Raw genomic sequence first — 23833 nt, 5'->3', positions numbered from 1 at the left:
GGCTGAGCAGGTTGAGGCTTTCTGGATGGAGTTTCCCTATTTTTTGCCTTGGCACGGCCAACTACAACACGCTAGGGTGACAGGCGGTCATTTTGGATCTTGGGCATGAGCTGTATCCTACGCAATGCGTTGATCCCCACCGGCACAGGCTACGAAACCACAGATGTGCGCATCGAGGGGGAACGGATTGCTGCTATCGATAAAGGGTTACCCGCAACGGGCGCAGACAGCCTAGAACTGGAGGCCAGCAACCAACTCTTGCTGCCGGGCTTTGTCAATGCCCACACCCACTCTTCCGAGCTGTGGCAAAGAGGGATCATCCCGCCCTACCCGCTGGAGCTGTGGCTGGCACAACTGCACGAGTACGCGCCGCCGGATCCGGAAAAGATCTATCTCAGCGCCCTGGCGACGGCAGTAGAGACCCTGCTCAGCGGCGGCACGACGGTAGTGGATCATCTCATCCTCATCCCCGGCCAGGAGCTGGCCACCCTCGAGGCGGCAGTGCGGGCCTACCGAGAAGTCGGGATCCGCGCCTTCATCGGTCCCCTGCTTCAGGATCAGGCCCTCTCCACCTGCCTGCCCGGCGGTTCATCCTTCGCTGGCGAGGCGGCAGCCTATCCCCTGAGCACCTCAGAGGTGCTGGCCCTGGTGGAAGAGGCGGTTGAGAAGTACCACCGCCCGGAAGAGGGCATCACCCTGATGGTGGCCCCCACCGGCATCCAACTCTGTTCTGACAAGCTGTTTGAGGGCTGCGCGGAGTTGAGCCAGAAGTATGACCTCCCCCGCCATGCCCACCTGCTGGAAACCCGCGCCCAGCAGAGGTTGGCCCAGGAAAAGTACGGCTGCAGCGCAGTCGAGCACCTGGAGCGCTTGGGCTACCTAGACCGGAGAACCTCGCTGGCCCACTGCGTCTGGCTTACCGATGCCGATATCGAGATCTTGGCCCGCACCGGCTCTACGGTTGTCCACAACCCCTTGAGCAACCTGCGCCTGGGCAGCGGCATCGCCCCCATCCTCAAGTACCGGCGGGCGGGGGTGAATGTGGCCTTTGGCTGCGATGGATCCGCCAGCAATGACTCCCAGGATCTCTTGGAGGCCATTAAAATCGGCACCATCCTGCACAACATCACGGATCCCGACTACCGCCACTGGATCTCGCCCCGCGAGAGCGTCGAGATGGCCTCCCGCGGTGGGGCCATTGGCCTAGGGCTGGGAGAGAAGCTGGGATCCCTGGAGGTGGGCAAGCAGGCGGATCTGGTGCTTTACGATCTCACCCAACTGTCGCTGTTGCCCCGTACCGATCCCATCGGGCTGCTGGTGCTGGGCCGGCCCACCCAGGTGGTGCACAGCGTCTGGGTTGGAGGGAAACGGGTGGTGGCCAACGGCGAGGTAACGACGGTGGACGTGGCCCAGTTGCGGCAGGAGCTGTTCGAGCACAGCCACTGGGATCCCTTCCGTCGCTCGCAGCAGGCAGCACAACTGGAGGCCCGCTACCGCCAGGTGATGGGTCTGCCAGAATAGCCCTAGAGTTGCCGGGGCCGACCGTGGGAGCAACAGCCGACTGGGCCAGAGCTACCGAGCAGGTGAAGCAGCAGGCGCTGGCGCTGGGCTTTGACAAAGTCGGCATCGCCAGCGCGGCGGATCCCCCTGACTTGGCGGGCTTGCGGGCCTGGCTGGCGGCGGGCATGGCCGCCGACATGGCCTGGATGGCCGATCCCCGGCGAATGGATCCAGAGCGGGTGCTGCCGGGGGTGCAATCTCTGGTCTGTGTGGCCCTCAACTACTACACCCCCATCTGCCACAGTCGGGATCCAGCCAAAGGCAAGATATCCCGCTATGCCTGGGGGCGGGACTACCACCGCGTGCTGGGGCGGCGGCTGAAGCAGCTCCACCTCTGGATGCAAACTCAGTTCCCGGATTATCGAGGCCGATTCTATGTGGATACCGGCCCGGTGGCGGAAAAGCCCTGGGCCATGCGGGCGGGCTTGGGCTGGATCGGCAAAAACGGCCTCTTGCTCACCCGCGAGTACGGCTCCTGGGTTTTCCTGGGGGTGATCTTGACAACTCTCCCCCTGCTTCCCGACCGTCCCCATACTGCCCACTGCGGCACCTGCAGCCGCTGCCTGGAAGCCTGCCCCACCCAGGCCATCGTCAGCCCAGGGGTGGTGGATTCCCGCCGCTGCATTGCCTACCACACCTTAGAGAGCCATGCTGAGCGGATCCCTGCCGAAATTGCCCAGAACCTGCACAATTGGGTGGCCGGCTGCGACATCTGCCAAGAGGTCTGCCCTTGGAACCAGCGCTTTGCCCGCCCCAGCTGGATCCCGGATTTTCAGCCTTACCCTTGGAACGTTGCCCCCGATCTCCAAGAACTGGCGCGGCTCGGCGACGAGGAGTTCGACCGCCGCTTCCCCGCCTCTGCCCTGCGCCGCCTCAAGGCCCACCGGCTGCGCCGCAACGCCCAAGCTGCTCTCCGAGCCCATCCCACCTCTGCAGCCTGCAGCAACGATTTGGAAGCCCTCTCTACCTAATTTGGATATCCTTTTCCAACAGGATCTGGGGATCCCTACCCTTGGGCCTGAGCCGGCACCGGAAAACGGTGGGGCTGTTGTCTCCGGGCCGGGGACGCAAGCCGGCATACACGTCTTACCCTCTTTCTTGGGATCCCAGTGCTGGGCTGAAGAGCGTCAGGCGTCCACGCCCTAGCACCTCCTATTGGTTTCCCTCTTCTCAGACCCTAACCCTGCATGGATAACGATTACGAAGACTATTACCCCGGCTACCGGCAGGCCAACAGCTACAACCTACTGCAATCTGGGTGGAAGCCCCTGTACCGCCATTTCGATGCCGAGTATTTCTGGCAACTGGCGATGCGGGATCCCTGGGCGTTGGCCGAGAAATTTTTGGATGTGTGCAGCGATGTTGCCAATGCGGTAGGACGTAGAGAGTACAGCCCGCTGGCCAACTTTCTCAACTTATTTTCAGAGAATACCCGTTACGAGATCGAAGAGTTTTGGAATAGCATCACCCCACCTCTGCCCGGCCCCGACTATGCAGTATTTCAAGATCAGCTCTCCACGGAGACGCCGATTCGGCAGCAGGTGAGCCGGGATCAAATTCCCATCGATTACGTTCTAAGGCGCCTGCAGGAAATGACCGTTCTCAGAGTTTTGGCGCATCTGGGGCGACCGGCGCAGATCGTGCAATTCTATATGGAGCGCTACTTCTACTATCCGGTCGAGCGTTTCAGCAGTTGGGAGGAAATCAGCAGCCCGGGCACCACCTATGCCTTCTGGCCAGAGCACCAGATTTGGCTGCAAGTTCAGACCGCCTATCACAACCGCCGCCGCTACACCCTGCTGGGCGTGGATCTCAGGCCCTTAATTCGCAAGGTTACTTACAATCTGGCGGTGATGGTGAGCGGCTACCAAAGCCGGATCGGGCAAGTCTACAGCCCCTATCCAATCAGTTCTTTTCCCGCTGAAATTCAGGCCTTTACCGATCAAGTTCAACAGCAGATTCTACAGCAGGAGCGATTGGCGGTCTTGGTGCACGGGATCCCAGGTACGGGTAAAACGGCCTGGACGCAAGCGGTGGCCCACGAGCTGCTGGTGCCCCTGGGCTATGTGGTGTTTATCTTGGATCACGAAGCCGTACAGGAGTTCATCGCGCCCCCCTACCTGGAGCGGGTCTGCTTGATCATCAACGAAGCCGATAACCTCGCCCAAGACCGAGCCAGCGAGGTGGCCCAGCAGAGCACCAAAACCGAACGCATCCTCAGCCTGCTGGATGGCACCCTTCACCAAAGCGTGCTCGATCCCGATTATCTCGACTGCAGGCAGAGGCTGGTGGTGTTGATGACCTGCAACACGACCGAGCGCCTGGATCCGGCCGTTTTGCGCAAAGGGCGGGTGGACTTGATCCAAGAGTTTACCCACCGCTTTGTTTGAGCTGTGTCGGCATCTACCTGGTTTAGCCGCTGGGGCCAATCTTCGACTTGGGTCGGGCTTGGGTGGGCTAGGTAGCCCGCAGTTGAACCGGCATGACCAAATAGCAGAGGCGCGTCGCTCCAATCGGCTTCCAGATGGCCGGCTGGGTGGCGCCGTTCAGCTCCAGGCTCACCTGCTGGGTCTGAAACACCTTAAGGGCGTCCAGCAGGTAGCGCACATTAAAAGCCAGCTCCAGGTCAGGGCCGGACATCTGTACCGGCAGAGATTCCTCGCCACTGCCCACATCGGGCGCCTCGGTGCTGATGCGTAGGGTTTGGGTTGCCTCAGAAAGGCTGAACTTGATGATGTCGTTCCGCTGGGCAGCCAGCACCCCCACCCGCTCCAAGGACTCGATCAAAGGCCGACGCTCCAGGGTCACATGCCGCTCAAACTGCCGCGGGATCAGGCGATTGTAGTCGGGATATTGGCCTTCCAACAGGCGGCTGGTGATCCGCTGTTGGCACTGGGCGCCAGGGGGCAGAACAAATTGCACCTGGGATCGGTCAAACCGCAATTCCACCGTCGATGTCGCAGTCTGTGCGGCGAGGATGCGCTCCAACTCTCGCAAAGTACGAGCAGGGATGGTGAAATCCAACCCCAGGTTGGCCACCACCGGGATCCCGTCTGCCTCCACCTGCACCATGGCCAGACGATGCCCGTCGGTGGCCGCAAACTCTAAGCAAGGGGGATCCCCCGCCAAGAGCTTGACATGAACCCCCGTAAGCACCTGCTTGGTCTCATCCCCAGAGGCCGCAAAGAGGGTTTGGCCGATCCCTTGCAACAGGCTCTCGATGGGCAGCTCCAGGGCCTGAGCTGCTGCGCCTTCCTGCCCCGCCAGATCGCCATCCGCAGCGGCGGCACGAAGCGGTATCTCCGGCAAGGTGGGGTATTCTTCAGCCGACATGCCCCGCACTTGGTACTGGCCGGCTGCCGACGTGAGAATCACAGGGGCACCCTCCTGGGCTTGGTTGCTCACCCTAAGACTCATCGGGCCGCTGGGCAGACGGCTGACGATATCGCCGAGCAACTTGGCAGGCAGAGTGATGCGACCGGATCCCTTCACCTGCGCCTCGAACTCGCTGCGAATACACAAGTTCAAGTCAAAGGCGGTCAGGGCAACCCGTTGAGTTTCCCCGCTCGCCTCCACCAAGACATTGGCCAAAACCGGCAGGGCAGGGCGGCTGGCAACCGCTCGTCCAACGGAAGCGAGGTGGTGGCTGAGATCGGCTTGCTCACAGGTAAAGCTGAAGCCATTTTGGGACAGGTCGGCAGCCTCATCAAAGCGGCTCTCCCCACCATAGGGGCCGCCAGCCTTGCCGCTGCGCCGGGCCAGCGCGAACGACTCGGTTTCCAGTTCTCGATCCACAGGACGTTGAGCTTGCACCATGGGGAGCACTTGAGGGCTGCACAGGCACATCCTACACCGACTGCCCCGATCGGATCCTGCCTTGCCAAGACGAGTTTTGCAAAAAAATTTTCTCGCGCGCGCGGGATCAAGCTAGAAACCACGATCCCTATCTAATTTAATTTTTTGATCTAGTAGTAGTAGGGGCTGTGGAAACTGTGGAAAGTGATCGCCAACCCCTTGCGCCATCAGCCTTTGAGCTTATTCCCCACTTGTGGAAAAACTGTGGATAACTTGGCCGTTTTTCCACAGGGTATTTATACCTGTTAATAACTTGGGGGGTTTTTCCACAGGTTTTCCACAGGTTTTTGGGGTTTTTCCACAGGTTTTCCACAGGCTGAAGGGATGCAAATGTTGCTATTTCCTGACAAATTCATAAAACTTAACACACGATCAGCGTGAAATCCCCTAACGTAGTGAGTCCTCCCCCTAAATATGGCTGGGGACTCCACCGGAGCTTGGGCAGGCTTCGCTGGATTTCCACAGCTTTTCCACAGGCTGGCGAAGAGAGCCTGGATCTTGCCTTTTGGCTTGATCGGCTCTGCTTGGCTGCCGGTGAGCTTGCAGGTACTCTTGGCAGGACAGCCAAGACTAAAGGCGGTAGGGATCGGGACGGGACAACACCTGACCCAGAGCAGGGGATCCAGTTGCGAGGGGATGGCGTCAAGAACCCGTAGCAGCGGAGGGTCAGGTGTAGGTCAACGGGATCCATTCTGGTAATGGCGGGAGCGCAGCACGAGCACGTCAGAAAGCTGGCGCAGTTGATTCTGAATTTGGGTCAGTTGCTTTTTGTCGCGCACATCGATACAGAGATCGATTAGGGCAGTGCGGTTGGCAAAAGTTTGTACCTTGGCGTTGCGAACATTGATGCTCTGATCCGACAGGCGGGACAGGATATCCCGCAACACCCCGACGCGGTCGATGACTTCCAGATGCAGTTCTACCGGGTAAATCTGAGCATTTTGCTGCAGTTGCTCTTCATTCCAGCGCACCGGCACCAAGCGTTCTCCCGAAACCTGGGCCACCCGCGGGCAGTCCCGATGATGGATGCTAATGCCTTTGAAGCGGGTGACCACGCCCAAGATCGGATCCCCGGGCAGCGGGTTACAACACTTGGCCAACTGGTGTTTCAGGCCCTCCACCCCCAAAATGGGGGACTGGGATTTGCGGGAGCCAGAAGCCGCCCCAGGCCGCGGCAACAACAGCTTGGATCCCTCGATCGCTCCTGCCTCTGTGGGGGGAGAGACTGCCGGTTTGCTGACCTCCTGCAGCCGATGGAGCACCAGCGTGGGGGTTGTCTCGCCATAGCCGAGAGCCGCCAACAAATCCTCTACGCTGGCGTAGTTGAGCTTCTCGGCCACCTTTTGCATCCGCTCGGATTTGAGCAGGGCATCAAAGCCCGTTTTGCCCAGCTCCCGCTCCAGCAAATGCCGACCCCGGGCGATGTTTTGCTCGCGATTCGAGCGCTTAAACCATTGGCGAATGCGATTGCGGGCCGAGCTGGTGGCAACAAAATTGATCCAGTCCAAGCTGGGATGGGCATTTTTGTGCGTGATGATCTGCACAATATCCCCATTGCGCAGGCGGGTATCCAAAGGCACGATCTTGTTGTTGACCCGCGCCCCCGCACAGTGATCCCCAACTTCGGAGTGGATGCGATAGGCGAAGTCCACCGGACAGGATCCCTGCGGCAAAGCCAGCAAATCCCCTTTGGGCGTGAAAACGTAAACCTCGCTCTCAAACAAGTTCTCGCGAATGGTCTCCAGATACTCTTTGTCGTCTTTGAGGTCGTTTTGCCACTCCAGTAGCTGCCGCAGCCAGGTAAAGCGCTCCTCGTCCGGCCTAACGGTGGTGCTGCCAGCCTCCTTGTACTTCCAGTGGGCGGCGATCCCGTACTCGGCCACGCGGTGCATCTCTTCGGTGCGGATCTGCACCTCCACCGGTCTTCCCTGCGGGCCGATCACCGCCGTATGCAAAGATTGGTAGCGATTGGCCTTGGGCAAGCCAATGTAGTCTTTGAAGCGCCCAGGGATAGGGCGGAAGCAGTTGTGAACGACCGCCAGCACCCGATAGCACTCGCTGTTGGTCTGCACGATTACCCGCACTGCCGAGAGATCGTAAATCTCGTGAAATTCTTTGCGCTGCTGCTGCATCTTGCGGTAGATGCTGTACAGATGTTTGGGCCGCCCGCTGATCTCAAAATGTTCCAGCCCCGCTTGGATGAGGTTTTGACGCAGCTCTTCGATAAAAGCTTGGATCTCCGCCTCTCGCTCGGCGCGCTTGGCGTTGACCAATTCCTGGATCTTTCGGTAGGCTTCGTAATCCAAATACTTAAAAGCCAGATCCTCCAGCTCCCACTTGAAATGCCAGATCCCCAGTCGGTTGGCCAGAGGGGCAAAAATTTCCATCGTTTCGGCCGCAATTTGCCGTTGCTTGCTGGGGGAGAGGTACTGCAGCGTGCGCATGTTGTGTAAGCGATCCGCCAGCTTGACCACGATGACTCGAATGTCTTTGGCCATGGCCACAAACATGCGGCGGAAATTTTCGGCCTGCTGCTCGGTTTTGCTGGAGAAATTGAACTTAGAAAGTTTGGTAACTCCCTCTACCAGTAGGCGAACTTCTGAGCCGAATTCGGCTTCCAGCGCCTCTAGGGTGACCTCTGTATCTTCGACAACATCGTGCAAAAGGCCCGCTGCCACCGTCACCGCATCTCCCCCCAGCTCTCGCAGGAGCGTAGCCACGGCTACTGGATGGGCAATGTAGGGATCCCCTGATTTGCGTTTTTGGCCCTGATGCAAACAATAGGAAAACTCAAAGGCACGGCGCAGCAGATCGGCTTCTTCAGCCGTGTAGGGCCGCAGCCCATCGCCGGGATCCTCAGCACCGGAAAGCAAAGCGCGCAGCCATCCCGGCACCTCAAAGTCGAGGCTGTTTAGGTCAAGACCTCTATCTGAGGTGGCAAGGACAGCAGTCTGACCCATGTGAACCCGGAGAAACAGGATGTTTAATTACTGACTATAGTTCATCCAGCTCGACCGCCAACAGATTGGAGAGAGAAAAAATACCGGATAAAAAGCGAAGCGCCGGCGAGCCGCCGACGCTGCCTGCTGGATATCCTCAGCAGAGCGAGATTAGTCTTCGCCCCATTCCTCGCAATCGCCGATTAAATCGCAGAGGGGATCCGAGGGGCAGTAGTCTTGCAGCTCCAACTCCTGGGCAATTGCCTGCCACTCCCGCTGTGGGAAAAAAGGCTGCAGGTGGGAAATGGCTTCAGAGCGGCGCAGAACCCCCTCCCGGATGAGGCGACGAGCTTCCTCCTGAATAGCCTCAACCGCATAGTGGGTGGCTTGTAAAGTGGGCATGGCTTAACCTACAGGTGGGATGAATGGGATGCACCGGAGGGCCAGAAGGAATCTGGACTTGCCTGGCCATCTCCATCATAGAACTGGGTCTCGTTTCGTAGCAAGAGATACAACTTTGTAGTGCAGATAACTGTAGGGATAACCCGCACCTGCCTGAAAGACCATGCCACACTGGATCCCAACCCTTCCAACAGCAGCACCTATGGATCCCTGTCTGATCCCTGTCAAGCTTCCCCACGGCTCCTACGACATTCTCATCCAGTCCCCCGCAGGTTCCGGCGGCCACAGCCTCAGCCAGTTGGGATCCCAGATGCGAGCTTTGGGGCTAGCCGGCAAGGCGCTGGTGGTGAGCCATCCGGGTATTGTCAAGCATTTTGCCGAAAAGTTGATGCAAGGGTTGCAGCAAGCCGGGTTTGCCGCTCATCTTTTTCTGTTGCCCGCCGGCGAGCGCTACAAGACCCTGCGCTCCGTGGCCAAGATCTACGATGCTGCCTTGAGCTTTGGCCTGGAGCGCTCTTCCACCCTCGTGGCCCTGGGAGGCGGGGTAATCGGGGATATGGTGGGGTTTGCTGCCGCCACCTGGCTGCGCGGGATCCCTTGGGTGCAGGTGCCCACCTCGCTTTTGGCCATGGTGGATGCGGCCATCGGCGGCAAGACCGGCGTCAACCATCCCGGCGGGAAAAACCTAATTGGGGCCTTCTACCAGCCGCGCCTGGTGTGGATCGATCCAACGGTGTTGCAGACCTTGCCCCGGCGGGAATTTACCTCTGCCCTGGCGGAAGTGATCAAATACGGCGTCATCCAGGCTGCCGACCTGTTTGAGTTTTTGCAAGACCGGCCCAAGCTGAGCCGCTATGCCGACTTTGCTCCCGCCGACCTGCACTATCTGCTGCGCCGCTGTGCCGAGTGCAAAGCCTGGGTGGTACAACAGGACGAACGAGAGGGGGGCCTGCGGGCCATCCTCAACTACGGCCACACCCTCGGCCATGCCCTGGAAGCCGTTACCGGCTACCGCCGCTACCTGCACGGGGAGGCCGTTGCCATCGGCATGGTGGCTGCGGGGGAGATCGCCCGTCGCCTGGGGTGGTGGAGCGCGACTGAGGCCGAGCGGCAGCGACGCCTTATCGAAAGGGCAGGGCTGCCCAGCCACTGGCCCGCCGGGATCCCTTGGGAGGCGGTGCTGCAGGCGCTTCAGGCAGACAAAAAAGTCAAGCAAGGGCGGATCCGCTTCGTTCTGCCCCGCCGGATTGGCCAAGCGGAGCTGACCGATCAAGTCGAGCTGGCGGATGTGCAGGCCGCTCTGGCCGCAATGACAGCAACCTCTTGAACCCTAGAATTAGGAAGACCTGAGGACAAGAAAGCATGGGACGGCAACAACGGGTAGCCATCTTGGGGGCCACAGGAGCCGTAGGAATGGAGCTGCTAAAGCTGCTGGAAGAGCGCCGCTTTCCGGTGGCAGAGCTGAAGCTGTTGGCCTCGCCCCGCTCGGCGGGCACCCACTTGACCTTCAAGGGAGAACGGATCCCGGTGGAGCCGGTTGCAGAAGCGTCCTTTCGGGGTCTGGATCTGGTGTTGGCCTCTGCCGGGGCAAGTGTTTCCAAAACTTGGGCCAAGGCCATCGTCGAGGCAGGGGCAGTGCTAATTGACAACTCCAGCGCCTTCCGCCTGGATCCCGATGTCCCGCTGGTGGTGCCGGAGGTCAACCCCCAGGAAGCCTTCCGCCACCAGGGGATCCTCGCCAACCCCAACTGCACCACCATCCTAATGTGCGTGGCCATCTACCCGCTGCATCGCCACATCCCGCTGCGCCGCGTGGTGGCTGCCACCTACCAGTCCGCCAGCGGGGCCGGGGCCCGCGCCATGGTGGAGCTAGAGGAGCAAACCCGCGCCTACCTGCAAGGCCAACCGTTGCAGCCGCAGGTGTTCCCCTATCCCATTGCCTTCAACCTCTTCCTCCACAACAGCCCCCTGCAAGAAAACGGCTACTGCCAGGAAGAGATGAAGATGGTCAACGAATCCCGCAAAATTATGGGATCCCCCCACCTACGGCTGACGGCTACCTGCGTGCGGGTACCGGTGCTGCGCACCCACGCCGAGGCCCTCAACCTGGAGTTCGAGCAGCCCTTCCCGGTGGAACAAGCTCGGCAAATCTTGGCCCAGGCTCCTGGGGTGGTGCTCATCGAAGATTGGGAACGCAACCGCTTCCCCATGCCCATCGACGTGGCCGGCAAAGACGAAGTGGCCGTGGGCCGCATCCGCCAGGACATCTCCGAGCCCAAAGCTCTAGAGCTGTGGCTGTGCGGGGATCAGATCCGCAAAGGAGCGGCCCTCAACGCCGTTCAAATTGCCGAGCTGCTTTTGCAGGACTAGTTCACCACCACTGTCCAAGTAACAGGCCCGGCCTGAACAGGAGCGGCCTGCGTGCTGTTCAACGTGACTGGGGAGTTGGGGTAGGAGTAGGTGCCGGCTGGTGCCAAGGCCACTGCCGTTTTTACAGGGATAGTAACTGTGCAGGCTCCACCCCCAGCTACTTTCCTCCAGTGAATTGAGTGGTGTTCCCGTTAACCGGAGCCGCTGTCGAGAAAAAGAAGCGGGTAGAAGGGAAGTTCTTTTGGGAATTTCCCAGCCCGCTGGAAAAAGGGGAGAATCGAGAGGCGTTTGTCCTTGACGGAGAGTGGCTTGTGCATCCTATTGCAACGGGATCCCTGGCCAGCTTTGTGGCCGGATTAGCAACGGGGCTGGGGGCTTTGCCGGCGCTGTTTCTCCCCTCGCTCTCGGAGAGGGTGCAAGGGATCCTGCTGGGGTTTGGGGGTGGGGTGATGTTGGCCGCCACCTCGTTTTCGCTGCTGGTGCCGGGCACCGAGGCGGCGCTGGCACTGGGATATTCCCAGTTGGGGGCGGCCGTGGTGATGGTGGCGGGCCTGTTGTTGGGGGCGATCTTTCTGGAGAGTGCCCACCAGTTTTTTCCCCACGAGCACTTTTTCAAAGGGTCTGAAGGGGAGAACCGCGCCCACCTAAAGCGGATCTGGCTTTTTATCATCGCCATTGCCCTGCACAACTTCCCCGAAGGCCTGGCGGTGGGGGTGGGATTTGCCACCGGCCAAGTCAGCGATGGGTTGGCGCTGGCGCTGGGGATCGGCCTGCAGAACATGCCGGAAGGGCTGGTGGTGGCCTTGTCGCTGGCCAGCCAGGGGTACTCGCGGCTATTTGCTTTTGCCATTGCCCTGCTGACCGGGCTGGTGGAGCCCATCGGCGGCATCCTGGGAGCGACAGTGGTTTCTCTGGCGCAGTCCTTGTTGCCCTGGGGCATGGCCTTTGCCGCCGGGGCAATGTTGTTTGTGATCTCGGATGAGATCATCCCTGAGTCGCATCGGCAGGGGCTGGAGCGGGAGGGCACCTTTGGCGTTCTCAGTGGGTTTGTGGTGATGCTGCTGCTGGATATTGCTCTGGGTTAAAAAGGGATCCTGTCCTGACCTGGGTCAAGTCTTGACACGAGGTTTTGATGCTGAGCAACGAGCCTTTTCTGTGGCGGGGATCAAGGGAGCACGCCTGCCTGCTGCTTCATGGGTTGGGGGGTGGTGTCTACGAGTTGCAGTGGCTGGCGGAGCGGCTGCTGGCAGCCGGCCTGACGGTGCAGGGGTTTAACTACCCTGGCCACGAGCGTCCAGCACCCCGCATGCCCCCTTCCCGCTGGACAGACTGGTACGGGCGGGTTTTGGAACATTACCTAGCCCTGCGGCAGGAGTACCCGCGTGTTTCGCTGGTGGGGTTTTCCACCGGCTGCCTGCTGGCGTTGCACCTGGCCTTTGCCCATCCTGTTCACAAATTGGTGCTGCTGGCGCCGTTTTTTGCCATTCGCCACCACTGGTACTATCTCTTTCGCCCAGAGCAGTACCTCAACAGCCTGGGCTGGCTCTTGGAAGATGTCCCTCGCTTCCGCCTGCCGATTCGGGATGGCGATGCCCGCGCGCTGGCAGAAAAAGTGGCCTATTTTCACAGCTTCCATCTGACGGCAGTGCGCAGCGCCCTTGAGCTTATCGAGCGGGTCAGGGGGGAAGTAGCCAGCATCCAAGTTCCCACCCTTATCCTGCAGCCGCGCCAAGATACGGTGGTGGATCCTGAACAAGCAGCGTGGCTTTATCAAGAACTGGGATCCGCCCAGAAGAGCCTGCATTGGCTGGAGCACTCCGACCACATTCTCACGTTGGACTGTGAGCGGGAGACGGTGTTTGCCCAGGTTTGCGCCTTTCTCACCCAGGATCCCGCTCCAGCCGGATCAGCGTAACCCGTTGCCAGGCGCCGCCCTCGTCGTAGTCCCGCACCAGGCGCAGCAGGTGGCGGCCTTCCGGCCCTTCCGGAAACCAGCCTAGGCTGACGGAAAAGCGGCGATCCCGATGCAGGGTGGGGATGGGCAAGGGATCCGGCCCGCCAATCCACAGCCCCCCCGGCAAGGGAGCCCGGATCCCTGTTTCCTCTTCCCCCCAAAACTGAACTTCAGTTTCGCTGGGCAGGCTATCAACTGCAGAAAAGCTCTGGGCGATCCCCCGCCATCGCCCTTGTAGGGCCAGGCCCAGTTGCGCTTTGGTAAGTGAGGGAAAGTCGGCAGCAAGATCCAGCGCTTGGCCGCGCCGCTCCAAGATGACGGTCACCCCCACCAAGCGGCCCTGGGCGTCCCACTGTTGCACCAGCCGCGCCTTGCGATCCCCCCAGAGGAAGCCCTGCTCGACGGCAAAATCGCCAAATGGCGCCAGTTGCAGCCGCCCGTTGGAAAAGGAGCCATCGGGAAAAAAGCGCAAGCCGGGCGAGAAATCCTCATAGACCCAGCTCTGGCGGCTTTCTGGGGTGGGGGATCCCTGCGGGGGATAGTAGGCATTGGTTTGGCGGATCGCACCCAAATCCAAAGCTTCAAAGGTGATGAGGCTGCGCTTTTGGCCCACGAGTTCCCAGCCGTGGGTGGTGGGTCGATACTCGCAAAACAGGCCGTGCCATTCTCCCAGGTGCAGGGCCAGACATTGTCTCTGGGTTTTCATAAAGCCATGTGACGTAAGACTGGGGAGATGGCTTCTGTCCTAAGATCCTATCCGGGATCCCGTAACGGGCGGAGTCCTTTCGAGTTTTAGTCGTTGTGCCGGTCTGAAGTAGGATCCCAGTCCAGGTCTTCGTGGCGGTGTTCCCGTTCCCAGCGACGCACCCAATCCCAAATGCGATAGTGCTGCTCGGCGCTGAGCTGTGTGGGATCCTGAGCTAAGGCAGCCGCTTCTTCCCCGCTGAGCAAGGCAGCCAAACTGCCGATCTCCACCAAATAGCGGCGTTCTTCTGCGGTGGTGTGGGACTGATTGAGCCGTCGAATTAAACGACGTAAAGTAGCCATATCCTGACTCATAAGCCGACGCAAAGTAATCAACGAGGATCCAGCAAGGACTGGTGAGAACAGTGTAAGACCAGAATCATCAAATCATCAAAGAAACAAACGGAGCAGGCCAAATTAGCTCATCAAAGGATCGTCAAAAGATCCCAGGATGCGCACTTCTGGCTCCAGAAGTATCGACCATCGTTGATAAACCTTTTCTTGGGCCAAGCAAATCAGACGGTAGATGTCGTTGGCGCTGGCCTGGCCACAGTTGAGGATGAAATTGGCATGGCGCTCGGAGATCTGGGCCCCACCAATCCGGTAGCCCTTTAGACCGGTCTGCTCAATTAACCAGCCGGCAGGATAAGTTTCGGGGTTGCGAAAGACGCTGCCACAACTGGGCAGATGATAGGGCTGAGAGCTGAGGCGCTGGTTGAGGTTGCGCTGGGTTTCCCACTGCACCTGGGCCGGATCCCGGCCTGGGAGTAACTGCAGCGTTGCCCCCGTCACCGTCCAGGGCAAGTCCTGCAGGCGAGAGCGGCGGTAGCCAAATTGCAGATCGACAGGTTCTAAGCGGCAGGGCTCCTGCTCTTCATCCAAAATCTGCACTTCCACCAACACGTCCGCCATGGCGCGTCCGTGGGCGCCGGCATTCATCACCACTGCTCCCCCCAGCGTGCCCGGGATCCCGATGGCCCATTCCAAGCCGCTCCAGCCCCGCTTGGCGGCTGCCCGCGCCAGGTTAACCAAAGGTTCTCCGGCAGCGGCCCAGATCCTCCCCCCCTCCAACAGTTGCATCCCGCGCAAACGCCGGGTGTGGATCACCAGCCCCGGCAGGCCAGCATCGCTGATGAGCAGGTTGCTGCCCGCCCCCAACAGGGTGACAGGGATCCCTTGCGCCCGCGCCCAGGCCAAACATTGCTGCAGCTCCAGATTGTTGTGCGGCTCGCAATACCACTCCGCCTTGCCGCCCACCCGGAAGCTGGTCAGAGGGGCCAACGGGATCGCCGCTTGCATCCGTCCAGAGAGTCGGGCAACGCTGGAGGTATTGGGCACGCAGGGAGCTGTAGTCATGATGCCAATACCTCAGAAGCCCCCATCTCCCCGATCCCATTCTCCGCTTGCCCCGGCAATTTCTCCCCCAAGTCTGCCAGAGGCTGTTCCCCCACCCGAGCCGCATAGGCCCGCATCGTAGCGGCTATCTGCTGATTGAGATCACCTGCGCCCAAAAAAATAGCGAGATCTCCAGGCTGCAAAACAGAGGCCAACACCTGCGGCAATTGCGGCAAAGAGGACACGTAGCGCACCTGGGGATGGTGCTCCGCCACCGCTACGGCTAACCGCAAGCTATCGGAGCCCTCAGGGGACGCTTCTCCGGCCCCATAGGTGGGCACGATCACCACCACATCTGCATTCTCGAAGCAGCGGGCAAAATCTTGGAACAAGGCGGCCAAGCGGCTGTGGCGATGGGGCTGAAACACCGCCACCACCCGCCGCTGCTGCAGATGGGCCGCCCGCAGCGTGGCGCGAACCTCGCTGGGATGGTGGGCATAGTCGTCGATAAAGGTGACCCCGCCCACCTCGCCCTTGGCTTCAAAGCGGCGCTGCACCCCCCGAAACTGGGCCAGAGCAGAGGCAATCACGGGGAACTCCAGGCCCAACTGCCGCCCGACGGCAACGGCGGCCAAAGCGTTGCTGAGGTTGTGGGATCCCAGCACCTGCAGGCGGAGCTGGCCGAGGAGGGATCCCCTCTCCCAGATCTCGGCGGAGGTAAGATCCGCGGCGCAGACGATCTCGCGCGCCTGGTACTGGGCTTGGGGATGGCCGGCCAGGCTGTAGCCAATGTCCACCGCCAGGTGGGTGGCCACGTTGGGGCAATCTAGGCAAGCCACCAGGGTTTGGCTCTGCTGCCCGTACTGCTGAAAGGCCCGGATTACCTGCTCCAGATTGGCGTAATGATCGGGGTGATCCAGCTCGATGTTGGTGATCACGCCAATCTTGGGGTAAAGCCGCACCAGGGATCCATCCGACTCATCCACCTCCGCCACCCAATATTCCCCCTGGCCCAGACGGGCGTTGCCATCCCAGGCATCCATCTCCCCACCGATAATCAAGGTGGGATCCCAGCCCGCCGCCAGCAGCATGTAGCCAATCATACTGCTAGTAGTGGTCTTGCCGTGGGTGCCCGCCACGCCGATGCTGGGGCGATGGTTAAACAAGGCGGCCAGTAAATCAGCTCGATGCCAAACCTTTAGTCCCTTGTCTAGAGCCGCTGCCAATTCCGGGTTGCTGGGGCGGATGGCGCTGGAATAGACCACCTGGGGATCCCCGGCCAAACCCTCTAGAGTGTGGCCCTGAATAAAGCGTACCCCCAAGGCTTCCAGGCGACGGGTACGGCCATTGGCGGCAATATCTGAGCCGGAAACGCGAAACCCCTGCTTGGCCAAAATGTAGGCCAGAGCCGACATCCCCACCCCACCGATGCCCACAAAGTGATAAGTGGAAAGCAGGGGATTGAAGGGATCCCGATGCGGGAGCAAAGGCTGAGAATGAACCGGCGACGGCGTGACGGGATCCCCTCCTCCAATTGTCTCCACCATCGCAACTCCACCTCACTCCTTGCCACCACACCCAAAAAATCGGCACCTGCAGAGAGGCACCAAACAGGGCAGATCATATCAGGAATTCCTACGGCTAGGTAGCTTTTGCCCCTGAGGGCTGCCCAAGGCCGACAGATCAACCCAGATTTAGGAAAAAAAACAAAAGCAAGCACCCAGGAAAAACCTGGACATCCTCAGCTCGCAAAATTTACATTTATTAAAGAATTGGCGACACAGCAACCGTTTGCACGTTTGCGGTGCCCAACTACGGAACCAAAGCGAGTGGGGAACTAATGAATCGGCGGGTGCTCTGGTGGACGGCGGGAGCTGCGCTGCTGGGCTGTGCCAGCCTAGCCTGGCTGGGCCTGAGTCGGCAGGCAGCCACTCAGTCCATCTCAGAAAATGCTGAGGCGACAGTGGAAATCCGGCTGCCCCCCCGTATTGGCGCCCTGGGGCGCCTGGAGCCGGAAGGAGAAGTGGTGCGGGTGGCCGGCCCCCCGGGAGAGCGGTTAGGAGAGCTGTTGGTAGCTGAAGGGGATCGCGTGGTGGCAGGCCAAGTGTTGGCGCGACTGGAAAACTATGGCGAGCGCCTGGCGGAGCGGGAGTATGCTGCTGCCCAACTGCAAGAAGCCCGCGCCCGACTAGAGGCCGAGACCCGCTTTGGCCAAGCCCAAGTTGAAGAGGCGCGCACCCGCCTCAACCGTCTAGACGAACCGCAACAGTTGCAGATCCGATCCCAAGAGGCGGTGGTGGAGCGCCTTCGGGCGGAGCTGGCCGATGCTGAGGCCAACCTGGCTCGCTTTCAGACCCTGTGGCAGGAGGGGGCTATCTCCCAGCAGGAGCTAGACCAGAAGGCTCTGCTGGTGCGGCAACGGCAGGAGGACTTGCGGGCTGCCGAGGCCACTCTGGATCAACTGCGCCTGGCCCGCGAGCGGGATCTGCGCAACGCCCAAGCCCAGGTGCAAGCCGCTGAAGCAGGGCTGAGGCGGGCCCAAGCGCAAGTGCAACTGGGATCCCTGGCCCGCAACCTGGAGCTGGCCGAAGCCCGCCTGGAGCGCACCCTCATCCGCGCCCCCCGGGCCGGCCAGGTGCTCAAGATCCACACCCATCCTGGGGAAGTTATCGCTGCCGACAAAGGGATCCTCGAGCTGGGCAACACCGACCAGATGATGGTGGTGGCGGAGGTCTACGAAACCGACATCCTGCGGGTGCGGCCCGGACAACGGGCCACCATCAGCAACCGCGCGCTGCCAGAAACGTTGCAGGGCCGGGTCGAGCGCCTGGGCCTGCAAATCGGCAAGAAAGACGTGCTCAACACCGACCCCGCCGCCGATGTGGATGCCCGTGTGGTGGAGGTGTATATCCGCCTGGATCCGGAAAGCAGCGCCCGCGTGGCTGGCCTGACCAACCTGCAAGTGGATGTGGCCATCGAGGTCGAGGGGTAGGGGGGGAACGATGTCCGGCCTGTTCAGCGTAGCGTTTATCGGGCGCCGCATCCCGTTGGCCTGGCTGCAGTTGACGCGGGAGAAGATCCGCCTGCTGGTGGCCCTGGCGGGCATTGCCTTTGCCTGCATCCTTATGTTCATGCAGTTGGGCTTCCAAGACAGCCTGCTGGAGAGCGCCATCCGCTTCCATGTCGCCCTCAAGGGGGAGATCTTCCTGGTCAGCCCCCAGTCCAACGCCCTCATTGCCATGAACACCTTTTCCCAGCGGCGGCTGTACCAGGCACTGGGCTTTGAGGGGGTACGGGCCATCTCGCCCGTCTATGTGGGCTTTGCCCTCTGGAAAAACCCCCAGACCCGCCGCACCCGCAGCATCTTTGTGGTGGGGGTGGATCCCTCTGCCGACCTGCTGGAGTTGCCGGAGCTGACCCCCGACAAGTTGGAGGAGATCAAGAAGGCGGACGTGGTGCTCTTCGACCGCCGCTCCCGCAGCGAGTTTGGCCCCATCCCGGAATGGTTTGAGTCCGGTCGAGAGGTCTTTACCGAGGTGGGGAACCGCCGCGTCCAGGTGGGGGGTCTGTTTGAGATGGGGGCTACCTTTGGCGCCGACGGCACCATCCTCACCAGCGACCTCAACTTCCTGCGCATTTTTCCCCAGCGGGAGCGCGGCCTCGTGGATATCGGTGTGGTGCAACTGCAGCCGGGGGTGGATCCCCAGCCGTTGGTGCAGCAGATGCGGGCTTTGCTGCCGGAAGATGTGCGGGTGCTGTCGCGGGCAGAGTTTATCGATATGGAGCAAAGCTACTGGGAGGAGGGCACGGCCATCGGCTTTATTTTCGGCCTGGGGGTGGCCATGGGTTTCATCGTCGGCATTGTGATTGTCTATCAGATCCTCTACACCGATGTGTCGGATCACTTGGCAGAATATGCCACCCTTAAGGCCATGGGCTACACGGATACTTACTTGCTGGGGGTGGTGTTTCAAGAAGCTATTTTGCTGGCCGGTCTGGGATATATTCCCGCTTTTGCCCTGGCGGTTTTGCTCTACGATTTGACGGCCAATGCCACGTTGCTGCCAATTGCCATGACCTTCAGCCGGGCGGTGCTGGTGCTGCTCCTGGCGGTGAGTATGTGCTTTATCTCAGGAGCTATTGCCGTGCGGCGGCTGCGGGCAGCCGATCCCGCCGATATTTTCTAAAGTTTTGGCAAGGCGTTGCATGGGGGAGAGGAAATGGATTGTTGAATGGCTTGAACTCAACTGCCCAAAACTTCTGGGATCCTTTCAATGATCTCCGGCCAAAGGTTTCTGGATGGTTCAATCGCGGCAGTTTCCATGATGGCCCACGATAAGTTGTCAACCCAAGTTGTTTGAGATTTTGAGCTCCCTATGCTGCCTTCCCTTCTCGATCAAGCCGCCCTCGCCTCCACCCAAAATGCCGTTGAGCCGGTGGTCAAAGCCGAAGGGGTGAACCACTACTTCGGCGAGGGATCCCTGCGCAAGCAAGTGCTTTTTGACATCAACTTCGTTTTGCAGCCGGGGGAGATCGTGTTGTTGACCGGCCCCTCCGGCTCCGGCAAGACCACGCTGCTCACCCTCCTGGGAGCCTTGCGCTCGGTGCAGGAGGGCAGCTTGCGGGTGTTGGGGCAGGAGCTGCGGGGCGCCCAGCCCAACACCCTCATCCAGATCCGCCGCCAGGTGGGGTACATCTTCCAGGCCCACAACCTGCTGCGCTCCCTGACGGCAGCTCAAAATGTGCGTATGGCTCTGGAGCTGCACAACGGCCTTTCCGCCCAGGAAGCCCAAGAGCGGGCGGAAGCGATGCTGGCGGCGGTGGGTCTCGAGGATCGCGTCCACTACTACCCCGAACAACTTTCGGGTGGGCAGAAGCAGCGGGTGGCCATCGCGCGGGCCCTGGTCAGCCACCCCAAATTGGTGCTGGCGGATGAGCCGACGGCAGCCCTGGACAGCAAGTCGGGCCGCGAGGTGGTGACCCTGATGGAGAAGTTGGCGCGGGAGCAGGGTTGCACCATCCTGATGGTGACCCACGACAACCGCATCCTCGACATCGCCGACCGGGTGCTGCACATGGAGGATGGACGGCTGGAGAGCCAGCCCCTTGCCTAGTTTGCCCCGTTGGAGGCGTGGCGGCGGTACCAGTCGATGGTGCGCTGCAGCCCCTCCCCCAGCCCCACCTTGGCCACAAAACCAATCCTCTCGCGGGCCTTGGAGATGTCCAGGCAGCGGCGCGGCTGGCCGTTGGGCTTGTCCGTTTGCCAGCGGATCTCGCCCCGAAACTCCATCAGCTCGCAGATGAGGGCAATCAGATCTCGGATGGAGATCTCCTCGCCGGTGCCCAGGTTCAGGGGCTCGGAGCTGTTGTAGAGCTGGGTGGCCAGGAGAATGCCGCGGGCGGCATCTTCGGCGTAGAAAAACTCGCGGGTGGGGCTGCCATCTCCCCACACCTCGACGTAGTTCTGGCCCCGCTGCTGCGCCTCGTGGACCTTGCGGATCAAGGCCGGGATCACGTGGGAGCTTTCCGGATCGAAGTTGTCCATGGGGCCGTAGAGGTTCACCGGCAGGAGGTAGATGCCGTTGAAGCCATATTGCTGCCGGTAGGCCTGCAGTTGCACCAGCAGGGCTTTCTTGGCGATGCCGTAGGGGGCGTTGGTCTCCTCCGGGTAGCCGTTCCAGAGATCTTCTTCCTTGAAGGGGACGGGGGTGAACTTGGGATAGGCGCAGATGGTGCCCACGCAGACAAACTTCTCCACCCCAGCTAGATAGGCGGCGTGGATGAGCTGGGATCCCATGATCAGGTTGTCGTAGAAAAGCTCCGCCGGCTTGGCCTGGTTGAGGCCGATGCCGCCCACGTGGGCCGCCAAATGGATGACGATATCTTGCCCCTGCACCACCTCTTGGCAGACTTCCCAGCGGCGCAGGTCGTGGGTGCGGGAGCGCGGGATCCGCACCTGCTCCGGCTTCACCCCCAGCACTTGCAACTGCTGCAGCACATGTTTGCCCAAAAAGCCGCTGCCCCCCGTGAGCAAGATGCGCTTTTGGCTGAGATCGATGGCACTGGGCACACTGTTGAGCATCATGTCCGACGCGGAAAATCCCCGGCTTCCATTATGCGGCAGATGGGATAGCCGTATCTCAGAGCTGTTCGGCGATGGCCATTGACAATCGACAGGTGAGGTATTCAACTCAAAACCTGGACAAACCGCCCCGGAGACAGAGCAGGGATCCATTCGTCCACTTGTCCATAAGCCTGTTGGGCGAAACGACGGGCCAGGGCTGGCACGATGGCCAAAGGGTTGCTGAAGCCGGAAAACAGTTGCAGGCCTTCCCAGCCGGGCAGGGATCCGACCAGAGGCTGGTGATCGGCGCTGAAGGCCACCAAGCAGTGATACCACCGCCCGGGCAGGCGGGCCACCTGGGGCAGGTAGCGACCGGCCTGTTCCCGGATCTGGGCTTCGCTGGCAGCGGCATCCACCTCGGCCATGGGATCCGTCAGCACCCGGCTGATCTGGCCCAGGCGAATGCTGCCGTCCACAAATTGCAGGATCCCGACATCCAAAATCGGCGGGCAGAGCTCCTGCCCCGGCTCATCCCAAAAGGGATCCCGGTCGGGGTGGGCCGCTTGCCGCTCCAGCTCCAAACGCCGCACGGGCGCGCTCATGACGATGCTTCTCAACCGCACCTCTGCAGGCTTCAGCTCGAGGGATTCGGCGTGGGTGAAGTAGATAGGGGCCCGGATCCCGGCCTGGCGCAACAGAGCCCGCGTCCAGCCGCCGGCGCACACCACCACCTGGGCTGCGCCATAGAAGCCTGTATCGGTCTCCACGCCCGTAATGTGCTGCCCCTGTCGCCGCAGGCCCGTCACGGTTTGCAAGAGCAGGGATCCGCCCAGGCGGTGGAAAGCCTTCTGAAAAGCCAGCGTCGTCAGCCAGGGGTGAATGTGGCCATGCCGGGCCCAGAGCACACCCTCTAGGGCCGCCGGATGCAAGAGGGGCTCCAGCTCACAGGCCGTCTCTACAGAAATCCGCCGGGGTGGGATGCGACAGTCGGCCAGATCTGCTTCGACAGCTTCTAGCTGGTGGCCAGGGGCAATTGGCAGGAGCAGATCCAGCTCGCGAAAGTGAATATCCGCCTCCAGCTCCTCTGACAGGATGCGGTAGCGTTGGATCCCTTCTTCCCCCAAAGCTTTGAGCAGGGGGGTTTTCCCCGCCCAATGGGCCAGGCCACCGTAGCTGTAGCGCGTGGCACTGGGCGGCAGCGCTTCCTTCTCTATGAGGAGAACGGATCCCCCTTGACGGGCCAGCTCGTAGCTCAAGGCCGCTCCGGTGATCCCGCCGCCGATGACAATCCAGTCGTAGTTGGCCATGCTGCCCTCGTTACCCTGAACTTCATCTTGCGGCAGAGTGGCTCTGTTCAGGGTAGCAAGCGCAGCAGAACCTCAGCGGTGGCGGATACTAGCTGAGGAGGAACCCCCAGAGGGCCTCCCTGAGTCCTAATTGAGTGTTCCCGCCGCAGTTCAACGGTGTTATAGAGTGATCTGGCGTTCATCGTGGTCGATAGCGGAGCAAGGGCAAAGATATGAAAGAACTACTTCAAACCATCAACCGCAGTCTTTTGGAGATGGTGGGGCGAGGCATCGAGCTGTTGCCGGGGTTCTTGATTGCCGCGGTGATCCTCTGGGCCACCCGCTATGGCGTTCGGGCGGTGCGCCGCCTGGTGGGATCCGCAGCCAACCGGTGGATCCCCAGCCCTTCCCTACAGATGCTGCTGGTGCAGATCGGCCAAGTGGGTGCTTGGGTGGTGGGGATCCTGGCAGCCAGCGTGGTGGCTTTCCCAGATCTGCGCTTGGGAGATCTGATCGGGCTGTTGGGGTTAGGGTCGGTAGCCATCGGTGGGATAGCGGGCCAGCAGCATTTGGAACCGGCTCTCCCCCAGCAGCACCGCATTGGGGTTGGGATAGGTATCTTGAAACCAGGCTTGTAAGCGGGCGATGGCCGCCTGAAAGATCGCTTCTGGGACCGACCAGGAGCTGCTGTAGCAGCGCTGGGCGTATTGCTCAAACAAGGCTTGGGCAGTGAAGGTCGTCTGCCACTCTGCCGCCGTTACCTGCTGCCCATGGGCCCCTTGAGCCCACAAAAACGCCTCCACCTGCTCGGCATTGGCCCCCACCTGTTGTGGCTCAAATCCCAGCTCCGCCAGAATTTGGGCCCATCGCAGCTCAAAGGAGTGGCGGGCACTCGTCACCCGCTCGCCGTAGCCGTAGAGATAGACCCCACTTGGCTTGAGCACGCGCCGGATCTCGGCGATTGCCTGTTGCCACTCGCAGATGAGGTGCAACACATGCACGGTGATCACCACATCGAAACAGCGATCCCCATAAGGCAACTGGGTGGCATCGGCCATCTGCAGATGCACCTGCGGCGGCATCTGGCCCAGGCTTTGTTCAACGTAAGGCGCGGGATTCCCCACCCGGGTGGGGAGGGATAGCGCCTCCTGACTGATTCTGGATATATCGCTTCACAATTTCTAGAGGTGCACCGCCGCATGAGACAATGCACTTAGAATCATGCCAAAGCTTAGCCTTTCCCCAGGACACTTTATTGAGCTGTTCCGCAAACTGTTGTCTTAGTATGCGACTTGATGCTGACTTGAGAAAAGAAACGAGGTTA

At 60.8% G+C, this 23833-nt stretch carries 22 protein-coding genes; 11 read left to right on the top strand and 11 right to left on the bottom strand.

Annotated features, from left to right (window positions below; genetic code table 11):
* Positions 1-105 precede the first annotated feature (105 nt).
* From NW858_RS01335 to NW858_RS01325, 3 genes are all read left to right on the top strand, one after another.
* Entirely contained in the window at positions 106-1521 is a 1416-nt protein-coding gene (locus tag NW858_RS01335) for an amidohydrolase (RefSeq protein ID WP_414519463.1), read from the top strand.
* Between the two features lie 8 nt (positions 1522-1529).
* Positions 1530-2531, top strand: coding sequence for a tRNA epoxyqueuosine(34) reductase QueG (gene queG, locus NW858_RS01330; RefSeq protein WP_414519461.1), 1002 nt, complete (start codon positions 1530-1532; stop codon positions 2529-2531).
* A 216-nt stretch (positions 2532-2747) separates the two neighbouring features.
* Entirely contained in the window at positions 2748-3950 is a 1203-nt protein-coding gene (locus NW858_RS01325; protein WP_414509871.1) for an AAA family ATPase, read from the top strand.
* Positions 3951-4017: 67 nt separating this feature from the next.
* Here the strand turns inward: NW858_RS01325 and dnaN are convergent, their stop codons facing one another.
* The 3 genes from dnaN to NW858_RS01310 all read right to left on the bottom strand — a co-directional run bounded on the left by dnaN (position 4018) and on the right by NW858_RS01310 (position 8756).
* The gene (gene dnaN, locus NW858_RS01320) at positions 4018-5376 is read right to left on the bottom strand and encodes a DNA polymerase III subunit beta (protein WP_414348229.1); all 1359 of its coding nucleotides are present in this window, start codon (positions 5374-5376) and stop codon (positions 4018-4020) included.
* 716 nt (positions 5377-6092) lie between these two features.
* Entirely contained in the window at positions 6093-8375 is a 2283-nt protein-coding gene (locus tag NW858_RS01315; protein WP_414334189.1) for a RelA/SpoT family protein, read from the bottom strand.
* A 150-nt stretch (positions 8376-8525) separates the two neighbouring features.
* The gene (locus tag NW858_RS01310; protein ID WP_414334190.1) at positions 8526-8756 is read right to left on the bottom strand and encodes a DUF4327 family protein; all 231 of its coding nucleotides are present in this window, start codon (positions 8754-8756) and stop codon (positions 8526-8528) included.
* Positions 8757-8958: 202 nt separating this feature from the next.
* Here NW858_RS01310 and aroB point away from each other — a divergent pair, with 202 nt between their 5' ends.
* The 4 genes from aroB (at position 8959) to NW858_RS01290 (ending at position 13041) form a co-directional block, all read left to right on the top strand.
* Positions 8959-10083 (top strand): 3-dehydroquinate synthase, encoded by a 1125-nt coding sequence (gene aroB / locus NW858_RS01305; RefSeq protein ID WP_414519459.1) that lies wholly within the window; start codon positions 8959-8961, stop codon positions 10081-10083.
* A gap of 35 nt (positions 10084-10118) precedes the next feature.
* Positions 10119-11126 carry an aspartate-semialdehyde dehydrogenase gene (locus tag NW858_RS01300; protein WP_414519457.1) on the top strand — a complete coding sequence of 336 codons (1008 nt, stop codon included), beginning with the start codon at positions 10119-10121 and terminating at the stop codon, positions 11124-11126.
* A 311-nt stretch (positions 11127-11437) separates the two neighbouring features.
* On the top strand, positions 11438-12211 hold the full coding sequence (locus NW858_RS01295) for a ZIP family metal transporter (RefSeq protein ID WP_414519455.1): 774 nt from the start codon (positions 11438-11440) through the stop codon (positions 12209-12211).
* Positions 12212-12258: 47 nt separating this feature from the next.
* The gene (locus NW858_RS01290) at positions 12259-13041 is read left to right on the top strand and encodes an alpha/beta hydrolase (protein WP_414519453.1); all 783 of its coding nucleotides are present in this window, start codon (positions 12259-12261) and stop codon (positions 13039-13041) included.
* Here NW858_RS01290 and NW858_RS01285 read toward each other — a convergent pair.
* From NW858_RS01285 to murC, 4 genes are all read right to left on the bottom strand, one after another.
* Positions 13007-13786: a DUF3598 family protein gene (locus tag NW858_RS01285; protein WP_414519451.1), complete on the bottom strand. Its 780-nt coding sequence runs from the start codon at positions 13784-13786 to the stop codon at positions 13007-13009. The two genes, NW858_RS01290 and NW858_RS01285, sit on opposite strands and share 35 nt — an antisense overlap.
* An 86-nt stretch (positions 13787-13872) precedes the next feature.
* A complete protein-coding gene (locus NW858_RS01280; protein WP_414335383.1) occupies positions 13873-14127 on the bottom strand; it encodes a hypothetical protein in 255 nt (84 codons plus the stop codon).
* Positions 14128-14241: 114 nt separating this feature from the next.
* Positions 14242-15180 carry a UDP-N-acetylmuramate dehydrogenase gene (gene murB, locus NW858_RS01275; RefSeq protein ID WP_414336521.1) on the bottom strand — a complete coding sequence of 313 codons (939 nt, stop codon included), beginning with the start codon at positions 15178-15180 and terminating at the stop codon, positions 14242-14244.
* On the bottom strand, positions 15177-16706 hold the full coding sequence (murC, locus tag NW858_RS01270; protein WP_414519449.1) for a UDP-N-acetylmuramate--L-alanine ligase: 1530 nt from the start codon (positions 16704-16706) through the stop codon (positions 15177-15179). The genes murB and murC overlap by 4 nt, the downstream gene beginning before the upstream one ends.
* Before the next feature lie 293 nt (positions 16707-16999).
* Here murC and NW858_RS01265 point away from each other — a divergent pair, with 293 nt between their 5' ends.
* From NW858_RS01265 to NW858_RS01255, 3 genes are all read left to right on the top strand, one after another.
* The gene (locus NW858_RS01265; protein ID WP_414509865.1) at positions 17000-18151 is read left to right on the top strand and encodes an ABC exporter membrane fusion protein; all 1152 of its coding nucleotides are present in this window, start codon (positions 17000-17002) and stop codon (positions 18149-18151) included.
* A gap of 10 nt (positions 18152-18161) precedes the next feature.
* Positions 18162-19346, top strand: coding sequence for an ABC transporter permease DevC (devC, locus tag NW858_RS01260; RefSeq protein WP_414349174.1), 1185 nt, complete (start codon positions 18162-18164; stop codon positions 19344-19346).
* A gap of 189 nt (positions 19347-19535) precedes the next feature.
* Positions 19536-20273, top strand: coding sequence for a DevA family ABC transporter ATP-binding protein (locus NW858_RS01255; RefSeq protein WP_414519446.1), 738 nt, complete (start codon positions 19536-19538; stop codon positions 20271-20273).
* Here NW858_RS01255 and NW858_RS01250 read toward each other — a convergent pair.
* Positions 20270-21244, bottom strand: a complete 975-nt coding sequence (locus tag NW858_RS01250; protein ID WP_414519444.1) for a GDP-L-fucose synthase family protein — start codon at positions 21242-21244, stop codon at positions 20270-20272. The two genes, NW858_RS01255 and NW858_RS01250, sit on opposite strands and share 4 nt — an antisense overlap.
* 101 nt (positions 21245-21345) lie before the next feature.
* The gene (locus NW858_RS01245) at positions 21346-22530 is read right to left on the bottom strand and encodes an NAD(P)/FAD-dependent oxidoreductase (protein ID WP_414519443.1); all 1185 of its coding nucleotides are present in this window, start codon (positions 22528-22530) and stop codon (positions 21346-21348) included.
* A gap of 212 nt (positions 22531-22742) precedes the next feature.
* On the opposite strand from NW858_RS01245, the gene NW858_RS01240 reads away from it, so the two are divergent.
* Positions 22743-23147, top strand: coding sequence for a hypothetical protein (locus tag NW858_RS01240; protein WP_414519441.1), 405 nt, complete (start codon positions 22743-22745; stop codon positions 23145-23147).
* Here NW858_RS01240 and NW858_RS01235 read toward each other — a convergent pair.
* Together NW858_RS01235 and NW858_RS01230 are read right to left on the bottom strand one after the other, a co-directional pair.
* Positions 23037-23591 carry a class I SAM-dependent methyltransferase gene (locus tag NW858_RS01235; protein ID WP_414519439.1) on the bottom strand — a complete coding sequence of 185 codons (555 nt, stop codon included), beginning with the start codon at positions 23589-23591 and terminating at the stop codon, positions 23037-23039. The two genes, NW858_RS01240 and NW858_RS01235, sit on opposite strands and share 111 nt — an antisense overlap.
* A gap of 16 nt (positions 23592-23607) precedes the next feature.
* Positions 23608-23833: transposase (locus tag NW858_RS01230; RefSeq protein ID WP_414519437.1), on the bottom strand; the 226-nt coding region annotated here is incomplete at its 5' end.

This window comes from Synechococcus sp. H55.10 (genome assembly GCF_047502715.1).
Lineage (GTDB): Bacteria > Cyanobacteriota > Cyanobacteriia > Thermostichales > Thermostichaceae > Thermostichus.
Note: the sequence above shows the minus strand (reverse complement) of the source record. Positions and strands in the feature narration are given on the sequence as shown.

What these genes read in the sequence shown, in the direction of transcription:
- NW858_RS01235 (WP_414519439.1), bottom strand. Translation starts at nt 23,591, where the DNA reads ATGCCGCCGCAGGTGCATCTGCAGATGGCCGATGCCACCCAGTTGCCT.
- NW858_RS01315 (WP_414334189.1), bottom strand. Translation starts at nt 8,375, where the DNA reads ATGGGTCAGACTGCTGTCCTTGCCACCTCAGATAGAGGTCTTGACCTA.
- NW858_RS01265 (WP_414509865.1), top strand. Translation starts at nt 17,000, where the DNA reads ATGAATCGGCGGGTGCTCTGGTGGACGGCGGGAGCTGCGCTGCTGGGC.
- NW858_RS01285 (WP_414519451.1), bottom strand. Translation starts at nt 13,786, where the DNA reads ATGAAAACCCAGAGACAATGTCTGGCCCTGCACCTGGGAGAATGGCAC.
- NW858_RS01335 (WP_414519463.1), top strand. Translation starts at nt 106, where the DNA reads ATGAGCTGTATCCTACGCAATGCGTTGATCCCCACCGGCACAGGCTAC.
- NW858_RS01255 (WP_414519446.1), top strand. Translation starts at nt 19,536, where the DNA reads ATGCTGCCTTCCCTTCTCGATCAAGCCGCCCTCGCCTCCACCCAAAAT.
- NW858_RS01290 (WP_414519453.1), top strand. Translation starts at nt 12,259, where the DNA reads ATGCTGAGCAACGAGCCTTTTCTGTGGCGGGGATCAAGGGAGCACGCC.
- aroB (WP_414519459.1), top strand. Translation starts at nt 8,959, where the DNA reads ATGGATCCCTGTCTGATCCCTGTCAAGCTTCCCCACGGCTCCTACGAC.
- NW858_RS01280 (WP_414335383.1), bottom strand. Translation starts at nt 14,127, where the DNA reads ATGGCTACTTTACGTCGTTTAATTCGACGGCTCAATCAGTCCCACACC.
- devC (WP_414349174.1), top strand. Translation starts at nt 18,162, where the DNA reads ATGTCCGGCCTGTTCAGCGTAGCGTTTATCGGGCGCCGCATCCCGTTG.
- NW858_RS01325 (WP_414509871.1), top strand. Translation starts at nt 2,748, where the DNA reads ATGGATAACGATTACGAAGACTATTACCCCGGCTACCGGCAGGCCAAC.
- dnaN (WP_414348229.1), bottom strand. Translation starts at nt 5,376, where the DNA reads ATGGTGCAAGCTCAACGTCCTGTGGATCGAGAACTGGAAACCGAGTCG.
- NW858_RS01245 (WP_414519443.1), bottom strand. Translation starts at nt 22,530, where the DNA reads ATGGCCAACTACGACTGGATTGTCATCGGCGGCGGGATCACCGGAGCG.
- murC (WP_414519449.1), bottom strand. Translation starts at nt 16,706, where the DNA reads ATGGTGGAGACAATTGGAGGAGGGGATCCCGTCACGCCGTCGCCGGTT.
- NW858_RS01310 (WP_414334190.1), bottom strand. Translation starts at nt 8,756, where the DNA reads ATGCCCACTTTACAAGCCACCCACTATGCGGTTGAGGCTATTCAGGAG.
- NW858_RS01300 (WP_414519457.1), top strand. Translation starts at nt 10,119, where the DNA reads ATGGGACGGCAACAACGGGTAGCCATCTTGGGGGCCACAGGAGCCGTA.
- NW858_RS01240 (WP_414519441.1), top strand. Translation starts at nt 22,743, where the DNA reads ATGAAAGAACTACTTCAAACCATCAACCGCAGTCTTTTGGAGATGGTG.
- murB (WP_414336521.1), bottom strand. Translation starts at nt 15,180, where the DNA reads ATGACTACAGCTCCCTGCGTGCCCAATACCTCCAGCGTTGCCCGACTC.
- NW858_RS01250 (WP_414519444.1), bottom strand. Translation starts at nt 21,244, where the DNA reads ATGATGCTCAACAGTGTGCCCAGTGCCATCGATCTCAGCCAAAAGCGC.